Genomic DNA, 18,410 nt, shown 5'->3' on the forward strand with positions numbered 1-18,410 from the left:
ACCATGAACGCCATCACACCACCTTCCGTGTCCGTGCCGACCGTCGCCGCGCCGCAGGCCGCAGCCCATGCCGAGCACCCGGCCCGCGAAGCGCTGCGCATGTTCCTGCGCAACCCCTCGGCCATTGCCGGCATGGCCATGCTGCTCATCGTGCTGCTGGTGGCCATCGCCGGCCCCTGGATCTGGCCTGCGGACCCGTTCGAGATCCGCACCATGCCGCTGAGCCCGCCGTTCAGCGAGGAGGCCTGGCTGGGCAGCGACCAGCTGGGGCGCGACGTGCTCACGGGCATCATCCACGGCGGCCGCGCCACGCTGATGGTGGGCGCCTTCGCGGCTTTGCTGTCGGTGTGCATCGGCGTGACGCTGGGGGCGATGGCGGGCTACTACGGCGGCCGCGTCGATGCCCTGCTGATGCGCGTGACCGAGTTCTTCCAGGTGCTGCCTGCGCTGCTGTTCGCCATGGTGGTGGTCACGCTGTTCTCGCCCTCGCTGGTGACGGTCACGCTGGCCATCGGCAGCGTGAGCTGGCCGGCCACGGCGCGGTTGACGCGGGCCGAGTTCATGCGCATCCGCCAGCTTGAATTCGTGCGCGCGGAGAGCGCCATCGGCGCGCGCCACGGCCGCATCATCTGGAAGGTGATCCTGCCCAATGCGCTGCCGCCGCTGGTGGTGTCGGCCACGCTGGCCGTGGGCGCCGCCATCCTGTTCGAGGCCGGCCTGTCCTTCCTGGGCCTGGGGGACCCCAACCAGATGAGCTGGGGCCTGATGATCGGGTCGGCCCGCCAATACCTGCTGTCGTGCTGGTGGGCCGTGGCCTTTCCCGGTGCCGCCATCTTCGTCACCGTGCTGGCCGTCAGCCTGATCGGCGACGGCCTCAACGATGCACTCAACCCCAAGCTGAGGGAGCGCTGATGGACACCGACACCCCCCTGCTGCAAGTCAGCGGCCTGCGCGTGGCCTTCCAGGGCCGGCGCGGCCAGGCCACGGTGCTCAACGGCGTGGATTTCGATCTGCGCGCGGGCGAGACCCTGTGCGTGGTCGGCGAATCCGGCTGCGGCAAGAGCATGACGGCGCTGGCGCTGCTGCGCCTCATTCCCTCGCCTCCGGGCCGCATCACGGGCGGGCAGGTGCGCTTCCAGGGCGAGGACCTGGTGGCCGCCGGCGAGGCCCATATGCGCCAGGTGCGCGGCAACCGCATCTCCATGATCTTCCAGGAGCCGATGACTTCGCTGAACCCGGTGCTCACCGTGGGCGAGCAGATCGCCGAGCCGCTGCGCCTGCACGCTGGCCTGGACGCGGCCGCCGCGCGCCAGCGCGCCGTGGAGATGCTCCGGCAGGTCGGCATCCCCGCGCCCGAGCGGCGCGTGCACGAGTACCCGCACCAGTTGTCGGGCGGCATGCGCCAGCGCGTGATGATCGCCATGGCCCTGGCTTGCCGGCCCGACATCCTGATCGCCGACGAACCCACCACGGCGCTGGATGTGACCGTGCAGGCGCAGATCTTCGACCTGCTGCGCGAGCTGCAGCGCGACAAGGGCACGGCCATCGTGCTGATCACGCATGACATGGGGGCCGTGGCCGAGATGGCCGACCGCGTCATGGTCATGTATGCGGGCCGCGTGATCGAGCAGGGCCGCTGCGAGCAGGTGCTGTCGGCGCCCGCCCATCCGTACACGCGCGGCCTGATCGCCTGCCTGCCCGAGCTGGGCAGCAGCCAGTCAGGCGGGCGCACCGAGCTGCCCGAGATCCCCGGCGTCGTGCCCTCGATCTGGGAGCTGGGCAGCGGCTGCGCCTTTCGTGCGCGCTGCCGCGAGGCCCAGCCGCGCTGCGCCAGCGAGGCGCCGCCACTGACCGCGCTGGATGATCCATCCCACGGCGTGGCCTGCTGGCTGCACGCTCCCGCTTCCCGCATCCGCGCCCACACGGAGGCCCTGGCATGAACGCACGCATGGACGATACCCTCTTGCAGGTGGACGATCTCCAGGTCCACTTTCCGCGCCCGGGCAAGGGCCTGTTCGGCAGGCCCGAGGTGGTCAAGGCCGTGGACGGCGTGTCCTTCAGCCTGCGGCGCGGCAGCACGCTGGCCGTGGTGGGCGAGTCGGGCTCGGGCAAGACCACCACGGCGCTGGCCGTGATGCGCCTGGCGCCCGTGACGGCGGGCCGCATGCAGCTGGGCGATACCGACCTGGGCGGCCTGTCGGGCGAGGCCCTGCGCCAGGCGAGGCGGCGCATGCAGATCGTGTTCCAGGACCCGTTCTCCTCGCTGAATCCGCGACAGCGCGCGGGCGATGCGGTGCGCGCTCCGCTGGACCTGATGGACGTGGGCACGCCGGCCGAGCGCGAGGCGCGCGTGGCCGAGCTGTTCACCCAGGTCGGCCTGCGGCCCGAACAGCGCCAGCTGTTCCCGCACCAGTTCTCGGGCGGCCAGCGCCAGCGCATCAACATCGCGCGCGCCCTGGCCACGCGGCCCGAACTGGTGGTCTGCGACGAACCCGTGTCGGCGCTGGACATCGCCATCCGCGCCCAGATCCTCAACCTGCTGGCGCGGCTGCAGCGCGAACTGGGCCTGAGCTACCTGTTCATCTCGCACGACATGGCCGTGGTCGAGCACATCTGCGACGACATCGCCGTCATGTACCTGGGCCAGATCGTGGAGCGCGCCCCGCGCCAGGCCTTCTTCGCGCGGCCGCTGCATCCCTACAGCGTGGCCCTGATGTCGGCCGTGCCCACGGTGCGCGGCGGGCGCGAGCGCGCGGCGCGGCGCATCCGGCTGGCCGGCGATCCGCCCAGTCCCATCGACCCGCCTGCGGGCTGCCGCTTCGCCGGACGATGCCCCGTGGCCGTGCCTGCGTGCTCGGCCGAGACGCCACCGCTGCGCGAAGCCGCCCCCGGCCACTGGGTGCGCTGCATCCGCGTGGACCACATCGATGGCGTGCCGCGCGCGCCGCTGGCCCTTTGAACCCGGAGCACCCGCCACCATGAGCATCACCGTCTACGCCGCCCGCAAGATCATCACCATGAACCCCATGCAGCCCGAGGCCACGCACGTGGCCGTGCGCGACGGGCGCATCCTCGCGGTCGGGGACCTTGCGCGCTGCACGGCCTGGGGCGAATGCCGCATCGACGAGCGCTTTGCCGACCAGGTGCTGCTGCCCGGGCTGGTGGAGGGCCACTGTCACCTCAAGGAGGGCAGCATGTGGGACTGGACATACACGGGCTGGTTCGACCGGCGAGACCCCGATGGCAAGACCTGGCCCGGCCTGCGCTCCATGGATGCCGTGGTGGACCGCCTGGCCGAGGTGGCGGCGCGCATGGATGCGCAGGGCCTGCCGCCCGGCCAGCCGCTGATCGCCTGGGGGTTCGATCCCATCTACTTCGGCGGCGAGCGCATGACGGTGGAGCACCTGGACCGGGCCGCAGGAGGCCGTCCCGTCGTGATCTCGCACGCCAACGGCCATTTGATGAACGTCAACAGCGCCATGCTGCGCCTGGCCGAGATCACGCGTGACAACGAGGTCGAGGGCGTGGTGCGCTTTGCACCCGGCCACGCCCTGGCCGGCGAGCCCACGGGCGAACTGCAGGAGCCGGCCGCCATGTTCCTGGTGCTGCGCAAGATCGGCAACGCCGGGCTGCTGGCGCCCATGACCGAGGCTGGCGTGCGCTCCTTTGCCCGCCTGGCCTGCCGCCAGGGCGTGACCACGGCCACCGACCTGGTCAACAAACTGGGTGAGCAGGACTGCCGCGTGCTGGAGGCCGCGCTGGCCGACGACCAGGTGCCCATCCGCATCCTGCCCGCCTTCCAGGCGTTTCACGGCACGCATGGCGCCGAGGCCGGTGCCGGGCATGTGCGCACGCTCATGGCGCGCAACACCGACCGGCTGCGCTACGGCCTGGTCAAGATGATGCTGGACGGCTCCATCCAGGGCTTTTCGGCGCGCCTGCGCTGGCCCGGTCACTACAACGGCGCGCCCAACGGCATCTGGGTCACCGCGCCCGCGCAGTACGAGGCCGATTTCGAGACCTACCACCGCGCAGGCCTGCTCATCCATACGCACACCAATGGCGACGAGGCCAGCGAGGCCGCCATCGACGCCATAGGCCGCGTGCTGGCCCGCGCCCCCCGGCCCGACCACCGCCACACGCTGCAGCATGGCCAGATGATCGATGCGCCGCTGTTTCGCCGCATGGCGGCGCTGGGCCTGTGCGCCAACCTGTTCGCCAACCACCTCTGGTACTGGGGCGACCAGCACTACGAGATGACCATGGGGCCGGACCGGGCCATGCGGCTCGATGCCTGCGCCAGCGCGCTGGCCGCCGGCGTGCCGCTGGCCATCCATTCGGATGCGCCCGTCACGCCGCTGGGGCCGCTGTTCACCGCCTGGTGCGCGGTCCACCGGATCACGCCCAAGGGCCGCGTGCTGGGCGCGGCCGAGCGCCTGACCGTGGCCCAGGCCCTGCATGCGGTCACGCTGGGAGCGGCCTGGACACTGAAGCTGGACCACGAGATCGGCAGCATCGAATGCGGCAAGCGCGCCGACTTCTGCGTGCTGGAGGACGATCCGCTGTCCCTGGACCCCATGGTGCTCAAGGACCTCCGGGTGTGGGGCACGGTGCTGTCGGGGCGCGTCTTCAAGGCGGCATGACATGGGACAGCGGTTGCCGTTCACGGTCATCGGCGGCTTCCTGGGCGCCGGCAAGACCACGCTGCTCAACCACTGGCTGCGCCATGCGGATGGGCAGCGGCTGGCCGTGCTGGTCAACGACTTCGGCGCGCTCAACATCGATGCAGGCCTGATCAAGGACCACAGCGGCGACACCATCGCGCTGACCAATGGCTGCGTGTGCTGCCAGATCGGCGATGACCTGTCCATGGCCCTGGTCGGCGTGCTGCAGCAGCGCGATCGCTTCGACGCCGTGGTGGTCGAGGCCAGCGGCGTCTCCGACCCCTGGCGCATTGCCCAATTGGGCCTGGCCGATCCCGCACTGGCGCTGGACGGCGTCATCGTGGTCGTCGATGCCGCTGCCCTGCCCGGGCAGGCGGCCGATCCGCTGCTGGCCGACACGCTGCAGCGCCAGGTGGCCCGGGCTGATCTGGTCATCGTCAACAAGACCGATCTGGCCGATGCCCGGACCCTGGAGCGCGTGCACGGCTGGATAGCCCGCCACGCGCCAGCCGCGCAACGTTGCGACGTGCACGAAGCCCGGGTGCCCGTGCAACTGCTCAGCGGCGCAGCCCTGCTGCGTGGCGTGCGGGAGGTCTCATGGGGTACTGGCACTGCGCGCCCCATGCATGGCCGGCAGTTCGAGACCTGGTCCTGCCAGCCGCCCGGAGGGCTGTGCGAGACGGCCCTGCAGGCGTGGCTGCAGGCCATGCCGGCTGGCGTGCTGCGGCTCAAGGGCGTGGTGCAGACCGGGGCGGGCCAGTGGAGCGAGCTTCAGTTTGCCGGGCGCAGCGGCCGACTGCGTGCCGCATCAGCGCCCGCGCAGCAGCAGGTGCCCGCCATCGTGGCCATCGGCCTGGCCGGGCAGTTGCCGGTGGCGGCGCTGCAGGCGCTGGTGGCAGGCGCTGCGGGCGTCAGGGCTGCGGGCCGTCCCGCATGAAATCCTGGGCTGCCTGCTGCAGCCACTCGCGCAGGCTTTGCAGCGGCGGGTAGTTGCCGCGGCTCGTGGGCCAGGCCAGGTAGTAGCGCTCGGCGCTTTCCATCTCGGGCAGATGGGGCAGGGCACGCACCAGATCGCCCTGGGCCAGTTCCCGCTCGATCAGAAAGCGTGGCAGCAAGGCCACGCCCACGCCGGCGATGGCGGCCTGGGCGGCGGTGGCGAACTGGTCGAACAGCATGCCCTGGCCCTCGGCCATGGGCGCATGGTGCACGGACAGCCAGCGCTGCCAGGCATCGGGGCGCGATGCCAGGTGCAGCAGCGGCGCCTGCAGCAGGTCCTGGGGCTGGGCAAAGCCATGCTGGGCCAGCAGGGCGGGGCTGCAGGCAGGCACCACGGTCTCGCTCATCAGAAAGGCCAGCTCGGCGCCCGGCCAGTGCGGCAGGCCGAAATGGATGGCGGCGTCCACGGCTTCGAGCTGGAAGTCGAACTGGGACAGCCGCGTCGTCAGGTTGATGGTGATGCCCGGGTGGGCGCTGAAGAACTGCGGCAGGCGCGGCGCCAGCCAGCGCGTGCCGAAGGTGGGCAGGATGGCCAGGTTCAGGCTGCCGCCGCGCGGGTTGGCCCGAAAGCCCAGTGTGGCGGTGGAGATGCGCATCAGCGCGCCGCGTATCTCCTGGGCATAGGCCTGGCCGGCCGGACTGAGCCGCACGGTCTGGCGCTCGCGCACAAAGAGCTCCGCCTCCAGCCGCTCCTCCAGCGCTCGGATCTGACGGCTGACGGCGCTTTGCGTCAGGTGCAGCTCGGCCGCAGCTGCCGTGAAGCTCTGGTGCCGGGCCGCTGCCTCGAAGGCGCACAGCAGGGACATGGGAGGCAGGAAACGGCGGGACAGCAGCATGGCAGGGAGCGGTGGGGCAATCGTGGGAGGGACCATTCTGTTTGGGAATGACCTATGGGCCCGATTATCGTTTGACCAGGCTCAAGGCGCAGACCTAGCATGCGTGCCAGGAATTCACCATGCCGCAGGCTGATCTGCGGCCCCACCATCAGTCCCCACGAGCACCATGTCCTCTACGTCCGCCAACGCCTTCGCGCCTTCCGACGAGATCCGCGCGCGCTTTTCCAGCGCCATGTCCGAGATGTACCGCGATGAAGTGCCCCAGTACGGCACGCTGATCGAACTCGTGGCCGACATCAACCAGCGCACGCTGCAGGCCGAGCCTGAGCTGCTGGCCCGTATGCAGCGCAGTGGCGAGCTGGCCCGCCTGGGCGTGGAGCGCCACGGCGCCATCCGCGTGGGCACGGCCGCCGAGCTGTCCATGCTGCGCCGCCTGTTCGCCATCATGGGCATGGAGCCCGTGGGCTACTACGACCTGTCGGTGGCCGGCGTGCCCGTGCACTCCACGGCCTTCCGTCCCGTCAGCGATGCCGCGCTGCTGGCCAACCCTTTCCGCGTCTTCACCTCGCTGCTGCGCCTGGACCTGATCGCCGACGAGGCGCTGCGCGCCCAGGCTGCCGCCATCCTGGCGCGCCGCAACATCTTCACCGAGCGCGCGCTGGCGCTGATCGCCCAGTCCGAGGCCAACGGCGGCCTCACCGATGCCGAGGCCGATGAATTCGTCGGCGAGGCGCTGGAGACCTTCCGCTGGCACAGCGAATCCACCGTGGACGGCGCCACCTATGACGCGCTGCACAAGGCCCACCGCCTGATCGCCGACGTGGTCTGCTTCAAGGGCCCGCACATCAACCACCTGACGCCGCGCACCCTGGACATCGATGCAGCTCAGGCCGCCATGCCCGCACGCGGCATGGACGCCAAGGACGTGGTCGAAGGCCCGCCGCGCCGCGCCTGCCCCATCCTGCTGCGCCAGACCAGCTTCAAGGCGCTCAAGGAGACCGTGCGTTTTGCCGGCGATGCCACGGGCGCAGGCTCGCACACGGCGCGCTTCGGCGAGATCGAGCAGCGCGGCGTGGCGCTCACGCGCAAGGGCCGCGCGCTCTACGACCAGCTGCTGGCCCAGGTGCGCGACATGGGCAGCGCGGGCAGTGCCGCACCCGACTACGGCAGCCGGCTGGCCCAGGTCTTCGAGGCTTTCCCCGACACCCATGAGCAACTGCGCCGCCAGGACCTGGCCTTCTACCGCTTCACGCTGAGCGATGAGGGCGCCGCCCTGGCCGCAGGCGAGGCCGCCGCGGCCGCCGCCTCGGACCTGGACGCCCTGATCGCCCGTGGCCTGGCCCAGGCCGAGCCCATCGTCTACGAGGACTTCCTGCCCGTGAGCGCGGCCGGCATCTTCCAGTCCAACCTGGGCGGCGAAGAGCAAAAGCAGTATGCGGCCCATGCGGCCCAGCAGGCCTTCGAGGCCGACCTGGGTGCGCGCGTGCATGACGAGATCGCGCTGTACGAGCAGGCGCAGCAGCGATCCATCGACCAGCTGCGCAGCGCGCTGCGCACCCAGGCCGCCCAGGCTGTGGCCTGACCGGCTGCCTGGATGCCGGCTTTGGCCGGCATCCACCCTGTATCCCCTTTCCCGGGGCGCATGCGCAGGCGCCAGGCCTGTGCACGCGCCCCTTTGTTTTTTGCAAAGCCGCAAGAGGCCTTCATGAGCACTGCAGACCTGGGCATTCAGTCGCCCACCGCCCATCTGTTCAACCCGCTGTTCGCGCACCCCGAAGGCTCGCCCATACGCGAGCTGTTTCCCTATCTGAGCCGCCCCGGCATGCTCTCGCTGGCGGGCGGCTATCCCTCGCACAGCCTGTTCGATGCCGAAGGCCTGCAACAGGCCGCGATGGCCGCTTTGCAGCAGGACGCTGCCGCCAGCCTGCAGTACGGCGCCAGCGAAGGCCAGCTGCCGCTGCGCGAAGCCCTGGCCGCGCTGTGCGCCACGCGCGGCATTGCCTGCACGCCGGCCGACATGATCGTGACCACGGGCTCGCAACAGGCCTTCGACCTGCTGGTCAAGGTGCTGGTGGAGCCTGGCGATCCGGTGCTGGTCGAGGTGCCCGCCTACCCGGCCACGCTGCAGACGCTCAAGCTGGCCCAGGCACAGGTCGTGGCCGTGCCCACGGATGAACACGGCCTGGACACCGGTGCCCTGGCCAGCCTGCTGGCGCAGTGGCCCCATGCGCGCCGCCCCAAGCTGCTCTACACCGTGCCCAACTTCTCCAACCCGGGCGGCACGCTGCTGCCCGCGGCGCGGCGCACGGCCCTGGTGGCGCTGGCACGCGAGCATGGCTTTGTCATCGTCGAGGACGATCCCTATGGCGAGCTGCGCTTTACCGGCCAGCGCGAGCCGTCGATCTACGAAACGGGCCTGGCGCAGTGCGGTGCCCAGTCCAACCCCGTGGTCTACCTGTCCAGCCTGTCCAAGACCGTGGCACCGGCGCTGCGCATCGGCTGGATGTTGGCCGACGCCCAATTGCTGCGCCGCTGCACCATCGCCAAGCAGACGGCCGACCTGTGCACCTCGCCGCTGGCGCAGATGATCGCCGCGCACTATCTGCGCTCGGGCCGCTATGCACCCCAGCTGGCCCAGGCCTGCGCCGAGTACGCGGCGCGCATGGATGCGCTGTGCTCGGGCATGCAGTCGGCCCTGGGCGAGCAGATCCGCTTCGTGCGGCCTGCGGGCGGCATGTTCGTCTGGGCGCAGCTGCTGCCGCCACAACGGCATGCGGGCGAGCCCGAGGCCCTGGCCCGGGCGCTGTTCACGGCCGCTGTGGAGCAGGGCGTGCTCTATGTGCCAGGCAAGGCCTTCTTCCCGGCCGAGGCGGCGCAGCAGGCCGGCCTGTGCATGCGCCTGTCGTATGCGGCGCCCACCGTGCCCCAGATCACCGAGGCCGTGGCGCGCCTGGGCCGGGCCTGGGGCCAGGCCGTGTCCTGAGGACATCGGCAACAGCGTTCATGCAATGAAAAAGGCCGCCCGAGGGCGGCCTTTTTCTTGCGGGGCAAACCGGGCATGGCGCAAGGCCTGCCCGGTTGCGGCGGGCAATTACATGCCCATGCCGCCCATGCCACCCATGCCGCCCATGTCGGGCATGGCGGGGGCGCCTTCAGCCTTGGGGGACTCGGCGATCATGGCTTCGGTCGTCAGCAGCAGCGATGCCACGGAAGCGGCGTTCTGCAGGGCCGTACGCGTCACCTTGGTCGGGTCCAGGATACCCATTTCCAGCATGTCGCCGTAGGTGTCGTTGGCGGCGTTGAAGCCGTAGTTGCCCGAGCCGTTCAGCACGGCGTTGACCACCACCGAGGGCTCGCCACCGGCGTTGGCCACGATTTCGCGCAGGGGCGCTTCGATGGCCTTCATGATCAGCTTGATGCCGGCGTCCTGCTCGGCGTCGCCGGTCTTCAGTTCGCCCACGGCTTGCTTGGCACGCAGCAGAGCCACGCCGCCGCCGGCCACGATGCCTTCTTCCACAGCAGCGCGGGTAGCGTGCAGGGCGTCTTCAACGCGGGCCTTCTTTTCCTTCATCTCGACTTCGGTGGCAGCGCCGACCTTGATCACGGCCACGCCGCCGGCCAGCTTGGCCACGCGCTCTTGCAGCTTTTCGCGGTCGTAGTCGCTGGTGGCTTCTTCGATCTGGATGCGGATCTGCTTGACGCGGGCTTCGATTTCAGCAGCTTGGCCAGCACCGTCGATGATGGTGGTGTTTTCCTTGCCGATTTCGATGCGCACTGCCTGGCCCAGGTCTTCCAGGGTCACCTTGTCCAGCGCCAGGCCCACTTCTTCAGCGATGACCTTGCCGCCCGTCAGGATGGCGATGTCTTCCAGCATGGCCTTGCGGCGGTCGCCGAAGCCAGGAGCCTTGACAGCCACAACCTTCAGGATGCCGCGGATGGTGTTGACCACCAGCGTTGCCAGGGCTTCGCCTTCGACGTCTTCTGCAATGATCAGCAGGGGACGGCCGGCCTTTGCCACGGCTTCCAGCGTGGGCAGCAGGTCGCGGATGTTGCTGATCTTCTTGTCGAACAGCAGCACGAAGGGGTTGTCCAGCAGGGCAACCTGCTTTTCGGGGTTGTTGATGAAGTAGGGCGACAGGTAGCCGCGGTCGAACTGCATGCCCTCGACGACGTCGAGTTCGTTGGCCAGCGACTTGCCTTCTTCAACGGTGATCACGCCTTCCTTGCCGACCTTGTCCATGGCTTCGGCAATGATGCTGCCCACGGATTCGTCGGAGTTGGCGGAGATCGAGCCGACCTGGGCGATTTCCTTGGAGGTGGTGGTGGCCTTGGATTGCTTCTTCAGCTCTTCCACCAGGGCGGCGACAGCCTTGTCGATGCCGCGCTTGAGGTCCATGGGGTTCAGGCCGGCGGCCACGTACTTGATGCCTTCGCGGACGATGGCCTGTGCCAGCACGGTGGCGGTGGTCGTGCCGTCACCGGCGATGTCGTTGGTCTTGGAGGCCACTTCCTTCACGAGCTGGGCGCCCATGTTCTGCAGCTTGTCCTTGAGTTCCACTTCCTTGGCGACCGACACGCCGTCCTTGGTCACGGTGGGGGCGCCGAAGGAGCGCTCCAGCACCACGTTGCGGCCCTTGGGGCCCAGCGTGACCTTGACCGCGTTGGCCAGGATGTTCACGCCTTCAACCATGCGGGCGCGTGCTTCGCCGCCGAAAACTACGTCTTTTGCTGCCATTTCAATTCTCCGGATTCAGTTGGAAAGTGCGGTTTCGAAGCGCGTGGATTACTTTTCGACGACCGCGAACAGGTCGTCTTCCTTCATCACCAGCAGTTCGTCGCCATGGACCTTGACGGTCTGGCCGCTGTACTTGCCGAACAGAACGCGGTCGCCGACCTTCACGTTCAGGGCGATCACTTCACCCTTGTCGTTCTTCTTGCCGGGACCCACTGCCAGCACTTCGCCCTGGTCGGGCTTCTCGGCGGCGTTGTCGGGGATCACGATGCCCGAAGCCGTCTTGGTTTCGTTTTCGAGGCGCTTGACGATCACGCGATCGTGCAGGGGACGCAGGTTCATACCAACTCCTAAATCATCAACAAAGTTGAAACAAAGACTTGCCGGCCCGGCGGGCCGGCATTCGAAGCAATGTGGGACAGAGGATTGTTAGCACTCATACCCAACGAGTGCTAATAATAAGGCAATTCGGCCAGGTTTCAAGGGGTAGGGCCGGATGTGCCGCAAGACGGCACATCCGGCGCGGAGTGCGGAACGCCACTACACATTAGTTTTTCCGCCACTGATCTTTAGTTTTTTCGGGGCGCGTGCCAGCGACGAGGCGCGGCCTGCAGGCCCGATGCGGAACGCCACTACACATTAGTTTTTCCGCCACTGATCTTTAGTTTTTTCGGGGCGCGCCCGCGCTGGCCAGCGGCGAAGCGCGGCCTGCAGGAGCACACAGAACTGCCAGCGAAAGGCTGGCGCTGGACCGCCATGCAGCCTTGCGGGCTGTGTCCTGACGTCGCATCGAGGGCGGGCCCTGGCCGTGGGGCTGAGCGCGCCCAAGATCAGCCAGCCGTGCAGATTGACTGCCCTAGATCAGGCGCGAGCGAGGACCGAGGCCTCGGCTGGTGCCCTCTGTGGAGTCAGAGGGAGAGAAGCTCCGCCTTCGTGGCGCGATGACGGGCCAGTCCTAAAGGGGAGCTTGACCAGGTCGGGGGCGGATGAGGGCCGAAGCCTCTGGCGATGACCTATGAGGGGTGGTGTCGAGTGCTCGACCGCCCTGCCTCACTGCGCGATGAGAGGTGAGCATGGTTTGGATGGCTCAGATCGAGCCTGAGTGACGCGCTCCCGGGGACTTCGCGGCCACCATGCCGCCCGCTACAGCGAGGCTTATGCAAAACACCGAATGCGCTGAGCACTCCGTAGAAAGGCTTGCCCTCGCACAAGGACATCTGTCGGCCAAGAGCGCCGTCCTGGACGAGACCTGAAAGCAGGAGCAAAGCCATATCGCCTGGATTGTGAGTACGCTCCGCTCCCGTCATGTGGCAAAGTCGAGCTGTCCAGAGCCAATTTAGCTATAACGCGCTTGGGGACTTCACAAAGCACAAATAAAATATGTCAAATTCATTCTCCATACTCGCATCGCAAAAAATTGGACTGGAAAGCAAAGAGAGTTATGTCGTAGTGCGGCGTCAAACAGCCTTCCTAAGAATCCTTGGGGAAGAGCCCAAATGGGAACTGATGACGGCCACAGCCGACGAAGACCACGGGCGCATTCTGGTTTGTACGGATCGAATGCGACTAGTTGAAGCTGCTCTACGCCTCGGCCTAGAGTTGAATACGCGGCCCACAGTCAAAAGTGACTGGAAGAGTCGAGAGTACGTGTTAATTGCAGAAATCATCCTGGGGGCCAGCGAGAGTGAAGAAGATTTCCACAAAGAGAATGACCGAGTTTTCAGAAGATTCTTCGAGATCTTCGACAGCTTGCCCAACCTGAGCGAAAGAACAACCGCTGAGAGGGAAAATCTTTACGAAGAGCTCGCTATTGGTGACGATGGAGGAGAGGTCTATCTCAGTGACGGCGTCTGGCTCAGCAAAGACGGTTCGTTGAACGATCGAGGCAGGTAGTGCTCCAGCTTGGTGTCAAGCTTGACGCCCAACCCAGCCTTACAGCAAACGACCAGCTTCGTGCTTCGTAAGCCTCCAAATGCTGCTCGCAGCCGATTGTTCCTGGGACTTCGCCAGGTCCGCTTTGGTTTGGTTTCTGGCTTGTGATTGCTCACTCTCATGAATCTGGATAGAATCAGTTTTATGAGAACGACATGATTTTTGTCTTTCGTCTAAATCTTGTTAGGCAGTTTGGCAAGTTTCACTTGATCATGAGAGTAAAGCATGAAGATCATGGATATTTTTAGAAGCGCCGGATGGTTCGCTTCCGGAGTCGCCCTACTTGTTCTCCCGGCGATCTGGCTTCTATTCTTCGTTCTTTCAACGAAAGTCATCGCAGGAAATCCGGTGACTCTTTGGTATACGACGTTCTGGTTGCTACTTGCCTCTACATGGCTACTTTTTTGGCGTAAGGCTAACGCTGAAAAGAGACTGATTGTTGAAGTAACTGTTTGGCTCGCATCTGCCGCTCTGTTCCTTGCGGCCATTTGTAAGTGACGAAGGCACAGTTGCCAACAATTCATTCAAGCCGACTCCGCTTCGCGGCGCGGCTTAATTCAGGTGTTAGTCAGCACGGGAGCAGTCGTGAGAATCATCGGCAATCAAGAAATCGACATGAGTGAACCGCTTTGGCGGTACTTCAAAACAGAAAGGTTCTTGGAATTACTGCAGTCCAACCATCTTTACTTCGCAGCAGCTCGGCAATTTCAGGATCCGTTTGAGGGTGCAGTGGCCGTGCTTCCGCCGGGATTCCCCGTGGATCCTCGATATGCGGAGGCTGAATTTGGCGAGAAAGCGTTTGAAGAACTCCGGCGTCTTACTAAGGTCAGCTGCTGGCACCGTGCAAGCTATGAAAGCGATGCCATGTGGCAGCTCTACGCTGCTTCGTGGAAAGGTGTTGCCGTGCGCACGAATGCTGAAAGAATTCGTGCCGCAGCCAAGCCATTTCGCCTGAAGCCAGAGTACGGACATGAAGACTTGTGGGCAGGAAACGTGAACTATGTAGACCTACTTAAGGAGCGGCTTCGCGTAAGCATGATTGACCGCTTTTGGTACAAGCACATGGCCTTTGCGTGGGAACGGGAGTTCCGATTGGCCGTGTCGGTTCGCATGGCTGAGGAATTTGGTGTTCAAGTTCCCGAGCACGGAGTCAACGTGGAGTTCGAGGTTCCGCAACTCATCGAACGTATCTATCTCGGGCCTTCCCTGCCAGAGGCCGACATCGCGGCTATCCGGCAAGCCGCGAAAGCGCGTGGACTCGAAGACCGAATTAGAGTTTCTAGCATGCTTGGAACTCCACGGTACACATAGGGCTGGCTAACGTTAGTGATTTAGGTGTCTGCTTTGGGTGGTGGATTCAACCGGTCGATGCAACACAATGACTGCACCTGGCGCAAGGAGTGCTGGCCATGAAGCAACGACCTCGGATCTACTACACCGAAGCACAGAAGGCGATGATGTGGGATCGCTGGAGCAAGGGCGATACCCTGCACCAGATCGGCAAGCTGTTCGATCGGCCACATACCTCCATTCAGAACATCCTGGCCGCAACCGGCGGAATCCGCCCGCCAGCGCGCCATCGATCACGATTGGCACTGACTCTCGCTGAGCGCGAGGAGATCTCGCGGGCATTGGCTGCGGGCGAATCCATCCACTGCGTTGCCGCGCGCTTGGGGCGAGCTGCATCCACTGTCAGCCGTGAGCTTCACCGCAACGGTGGCAAGAGTTGCTACAGGGCTGCGCGCGCCGATGAAGCAGCCTGGGAGCGTGCGCACCGCCCCAAGCCTTGCAAGCTGGCGAGCAATCCAGCCCTGGCGCAGATCGTGGCTGGCAAACTGCAGCATCGATGGTCGCCTGAGCAGATCGCCGGTTGGCTCAAACGGACCTACCCAGAGCAAAGGAGCATGCAGGTGTCCCACGAAGCCATCTATCGCACGCTCTTTGTCCAGACGCGGGGCGCTTTGAAGAAGGAGCTTCTGGAGCATTTGCGGCGCACCAGAGGCATGCGTCGTTCACGGCACTACACGCAAAAGACCAGTATCCATGGCCGAATCGTCGGTGCCGTCCCCATCAGCGAACGTCCGGCCTGTATAGAAGATCGGGCCGTGCCAGGGCATTGGGAAGGAGACTTGCTGTTCGGCGATGCTCATAGCCAGATCGCGACCTTGGTGGAGCGACACACGCGCTATGTGATGCTGGTCAAGCTGGTGGACAAAGACTCGTACACCGTGGCTGCGGCCCTAGCCAGACATGCCAGGAGCCTGCCGCATGAGCTCTACCGCTCCTTGACCTGGGATCGCGGCTCGGAAATGGCGGGGCACAAGCGCTTCACGTTGGCGACCGACATCCAGGTCTACTTCTGCGACCCGCACCATCCATGGCAACGGGGCACCAACGAGAACACGAACGGGTTACTCAGGCAGTACCTTCCCAAAGGCCTGGATCTGTCGGGCTACTCACAGGAGAGCTTGGATGCGATTGCAAGGCAGTTGAACCAGCGTCCCAGGAAGACGCTGGGGTTCAGAACACCTGCTGAAATGTTTGATGAGTGTGTTGCGTTGACCGGTTGAATCCACCGTCTTGAGCCGTCGTCTGGTTGTCTCCGCTGAACGTCGTCAACCAGCCTAACGCTGTCGGCCAGGCGAGCGCCTCGACCGACCGCTCCTGGCCGAAGCCGGGCCTATCTACTGGTGAGTACAGCACCGCAAAGCTGACCTTCGAGGATGCACCTTGGGCGTCCGGTTTAGGATAGGCAATCAACGGTGCAGGCCGTCGCCTGTCGGCCACAACCCGACATCTGCCGACACAGTTGCTCGGACACTCAGGCGTCGGATCTATTCCATGATGGGACGGTAGGCCCCGCCAGTAGGCGACTGTGCGGATCCAGATGATTTTTGCTTTGAATGACCATGGCTCCTAATGCGCTAACCTAGCGCCATAGTCACATCAGAAACGGTGGAAAGCGAAATCATGACCTCAAAAATGCAGCCCGACGAGCAAACTTCGGTTCTGAACGAGCCAACGATTGCACAACAACTCGGCTGGATAAGTGAACGCTACGACATCATCGCTAGTGCTAGGTTCGGACGAGGCGACATTGAACAGGAGTGGCATCTGGGCGGTACCGAGCCTCGGATCTGCCGCTACTGCAACCAAGGTGCGCCTGTCGTGAGCTTCGTCCAGAAAGCCCATGCACTGCCTGGACTCATAGGAAATCAATGGCTTTTCGACTTGCAGGAATGCGATCAATGCAACGCCCTGTTTGGGTCGACCATCGATGCACATTTTGGCCGCTGGTCGGCTTCTTGGCGTGCGCTCGAACGCACGCCAAACAGAGAAGGTGCTTCGCCAAAATATAGCGCTCACGACGGAACCATCCAAATCGAATCAGACGATTCGAATCAAATGACGATCGTGGAGGGAATGTCCGGAGCAGGACGCTACACCATTGATCCAGAAGCGGGAGTCATAGAATTTAAGCTGACGCGGAGAGGGTTTGCACCATCGGCGGTATTCAAATGCCTCGTCAAGATGGCCATCTCGGTGGCCCCTCCGGAGACGAGCGAATCATTGAAGCTTCTGAAGGGCTGGATACGTGGCGATGCGGAATCTTCTGAAGCATTCGCTGACGTGCTGCTTGTTTTATTCGTCCAGACACGGCCAGCTGTACATGCTCCCGGCAGGTTTGACTATCAACTTTTGAGGCGCAAGCCCGAAGCGCCCACGGACTCACCTTACATGTTCTTCCGCCTGCGGTTTGGGGGCAGAGCTTACCAAATCGCGCTTCCGTTACTTGCAGAAGATGCCGGCCAGCCCAAGGACAAGGTACCCAAGCTACCAATGTTGCCGGGCGACATCGAAGCGATCGGCGATTTAACTCAGTCTGCCGTGCCAATCAAGCTAGAGAACATGTCGAGTTCAGAGATCGTAGGCAGGGAGGACATCGTGCTTCGCTACGGCGCAAGCACCTTCCAAGAGCTAGATTCCAGTCAATTCCAGCTATTAGCTTCACGTGGTGGCAAACAGAAATAGCCCAAGTCTATTGAATAGCCCAAACTTGACCCACAGAGGGTGCAGAAAAAATCTTGGGCTACCAAGAGGCAGCTAGGTATTCATACGAAGTCCTCATCCCCTCAACGCACGTAGGTTTCGAGTGACATCAGCGGTCGTTGACGGCATGCGGAGCGCAACGACTCGTTGGCGGCAGTAGTTGCCAGTTGCTCGCCAAAAATCTAGCGTTCAATGGCGCGTTTTCCGTACAGACGAAGTACAGTGACGTATCTCTCAAAAGATCAATGTCGTATGGCTTGCGAGGGCGTGCGAAATCAGCGTCTTACCAGTGTAAGGCGCCGAGTGTTTAAGGACGTCTTGCGATCTCGATAGCTCAGAATGCCTATTGCATGCCGATTAAATATAAGAATGAAGTATTCATGCGGTCAATAAATGTGTACCACGGGTCACTTGCAAGCGGAATAGAGAAATTCAAGCCAACTTCGCATTTCGGCTCACGTATTCAAGGTTTTTGCTCGATAGTTACTCACGCCGCCCTAGATAGAGGAAAGGGAGTTCCAACAATTTACGATTGCAACATTGTTTGCAAAGAATCTGAAGTTTTCCACATTAAAGATTGGGGAAGCCCAAAGCCTCAGGCAGCGCTTTATTGGTATTGCAGTGAAATTGGACGATATGAGCAGTTTCGTGACGAATATTTTCAAAAAGCAATGAAGGAGGGTCTTGAACCTTATTCGGGAAAATGGATTGAATGGCTCATTCTAGAAGCCAATCTCAGTGGCCACAAATTGCTATCATATGAAAACAAAGTTGAAGGGAAAGGTTTGAGCTATTGCGTGATAGATGACAATATAGTTAGGATAGTTAAATCGGAGGAGGTTTCATTCTCTCAGATAAAGAGAGCTTTGGAATCAGCAGGTAGGAAATATTTCGGCTTTGACGATAGTGATTGGGGTGAAATTCAAAGATATCTCGCCGAAAATTCCTGCTAACAAGTAGATCACGTCGGTTGGGCTTCTTTGGGACGATCGCAGACACATGCGAACCCTTGCCATGCCGCTGTGCCGTTGCGCTTCGACCCTGAGCCCTTGTACTTCGGCCGATAGCTCGCTCCTCAGCCTTGTTGCGCAAAAAACTAAAGTACAGTGGCGCGTTTTCCGAACAGACGAAACTACAGTGGCGCATCTCTCTAAAGATCGATGACGAATGGCTTACGAGGATGTGAGAAATCAACGGCTT

The 18,410-nt window shown here is 63.8% G+C and carries 16 protein-coding genes; 13 read left to right on the top strand and 3 right to left on the bottom strand.

What is annotated here, in order from left to right:
• Window positions 1-3: 3 nt before the first annotated feature.
• Genes ACF8LI_RS23140 through ACF8LI_RS23160 form a run of 5 tightly spaced genes read left to right on the top strand, consistent with a single transcriptional unit; the run spans window position 4 to window position 5,601 of the window.
• Entirely contained in the window at window positions 4-912 is a 909-nt protein-coding gene (locus ACF8LI_RS23140) for an ABC transporter permease (protein ID WP_016448711.1), read from the top strand.
• Window positions 912-1,940, top strand: a complete 1,029-nt coding sequence (locus ACF8LI_RS23145) for an ABC transporter ATP-binding protein (protein WP_016450884.1) — start codon at window positions 912-914, stop codon at window positions 1,938-1,940. The genes ACF8LI_RS23140 and ACF8LI_RS23145 overlap by 1 nt, the downstream gene beginning before the upstream one ends.
• Entirely contained in the window at window positions 1,937-2,959 is a 1,023-nt protein-coding gene (locus tag ACF8LI_RS23150; RefSeq protein ID WP_063328338.1) for an ABC transporter ATP-binding protein, read from the top strand. The genes ACF8LI_RS23145 and ACF8LI_RS23150 overlap by 4 nt, the downstream gene beginning before the upstream one ends.
• Before the next feature lie 19 nt (window positions 2,960-2,978).
• Window positions 2,979-4,643, top strand: a complete 1,665-nt coding sequence (locus ACF8LI_RS23155) for an amidohydrolase (RefSeq protein WP_392413557.1) — start codon at window positions 2,979-2,981, stop codon at window positions 4,641-4,643.
• A 1-nt stretch (window position 4,644) separates the two neighbouring features.
• Entirely contained in the window at window positions 4,645-5,601 is a 957-nt protein-coding gene (locus ACF8LI_RS23160) for a CobW family GTP-binding protein (RefSeq protein ID WP_392413559.1), read from the top strand.
• Here the strand turns inward: ACF8LI_RS23160 and ACF8LI_RS23165 are convergent.
• Window positions 5,576-6,496, bottom strand: a complete 921-nt coding sequence (locus ACF8LI_RS23165) for a LysR family transcriptional regulator (protein ID WP_012207461.1) — start codon at window positions 6,494-6,496, stop codon at window positions 5,576-5,578. The two genes, ACF8LI_RS23160 and ACF8LI_RS23165, sit on opposite strands and share 26 nt — an antisense overlap.
• Before the next feature lie 166 nt (window positions 6,497-6,662).
• On the opposite strand from ACF8LI_RS23165, the gene ACF8LI_RS23170 reads away from it, so the two are divergent.
• Both ACF8LI_RS23170 and ACF8LI_RS23175 read left to right on the top strand, forming a co-directional pair.
• Entirely contained in the window at window positions 6,663-8,078 is a 1,416-nt protein-coding gene (locus ACF8LI_RS23170; RefSeq protein ID WP_392413560.1) for a VOC family protein, read from the top strand.
• A 123-nt stretch (window positions 8,079-8,201) separates the two neighbouring features.
• Window positions 8,202-9,479, top strand: coding sequence for a PLP-dependent aminotransferase family protein (locus ACF8LI_RS23175; protein ID WP_392413562.1), 1,278 nt, complete (start codon window positions 8,202-8,204; stop codon window positions 9,477-9,479).
• 108 nt (window positions 9,480-9,587) lie between these two features.
• Here the strand turns inward: ACF8LI_RS23175 and groL are convergent, their stop codons facing one another.
• A complete protein-coding gene (gene groL / locus ACF8LI_RS23180; protein WP_016445455.1) occupies window positions 9,588-11,231 on the bottom strand; it encodes a chaperonin GroEL in 1,644 nt (547 codons plus the stop codon).
• Window positions 11,232-11,279: 48 nt separating this feature from the next.
• Window positions 11,280-11,570 carry a co-chaperone GroES gene (gene groES, locus ACF8LI_RS23185; RefSeq protein WP_016445456.1) on the bottom strand — a complete coding sequence of 97 codons (291 nt, stop codon included), beginning with the start codon at window positions 11,568-11,570 and terminating at the stop codon, window positions 11,280-11,282.
• Window positions 11,571-12,608: 1,038 nt separating this feature from the next.
• Between groES and ACF8LI_RS23190 the strand changes: the two genes are divergently transcribed.
• From ACF8LI_RS23190 to ACF8LI_RS23215, 6 genes are all read left to right on the top strand, one after another.
• On the top strand, window positions 12,609-13,121 hold the full coding sequence (locus tag ACF8LI_RS23190) for a hypothetical protein (protein ID WP_152683523.1): 513 nt from the start codon (window positions 12,609-12,611) through the stop codon (window positions 13,119-13,121).
• Window positions 13,122-13,385: 264 nt separating this feature from the next.
• Entirely contained in the window at window positions 13,386-13,658 is a 273-nt protein-coding gene (locus tag ACF8LI_RS23195) for a hypothetical protein (protein ID WP_152683524.1), read from the top strand.
• Between the two features lie 87 nt (window positions 13,659-13,745).
• Window positions 13,746-14,471: a DUF2971 domain-containing protein gene (locus ACF8LI_RS23200; protein WP_392453858.1), complete on the top strand. Its 726-nt coding sequence runs from the start codon at window positions 13,746-13,748 to the stop codon at window positions 14,469-14,471.
• A 98-nt stretch (window positions 14,472-14,569) separates the two neighbouring features.
• Complete coding sequence (locus ACF8LI_RS23205) at window positions 14,570-15,730, top strand: IS30 family transposase (RefSeq protein WP_016448150.1); 1,161 nt, start codon at window positions 14,570-14,572, stop codon at window positions 15,728-15,730.
• Between the two features lie 400 nt (window positions 15,731-16,130).
• Window positions 16,131-17,192 carry an HNH endonuclease gene (locus ACF8LI_RS23210; protein ID WP_392413566.1) on the top strand — a complete coding sequence of 354 codons (1,062 nt, stop codon included), beginning with the start codon at window positions 16,131-16,133 and terminating at the stop codon, window positions 17,190-17,192.
• 368 nt (window positions 17,193-17,560) lie between these two features.
• The gene (locus ACF8LI_RS23215; RefSeq protein ID WP_392413568.1) at window positions 17,561-18,163 is read left to right on the top strand and encodes a hypothetical protein; all 603 of its coding nucleotides are present in this window, start codon (window positions 17,561-17,563) and stop codon (window positions 18,161-18,163) included.
• The last annotated feature ends 247 nt before the right edge of the window (window positions 18,164-18,410 follow it).

It is taken from the genome of Delftia sp. WSY_12 (assembly GCF_043104645.1).
In the GTDB taxonomy this organism is placed as follows: domain Bacteria; phylum Pseudomonadota; class Gammaproteobacteria; order Burkholderiales; family Burkholderiaceae_C; genus Comamonas; species Comamonas tsuruhatensis.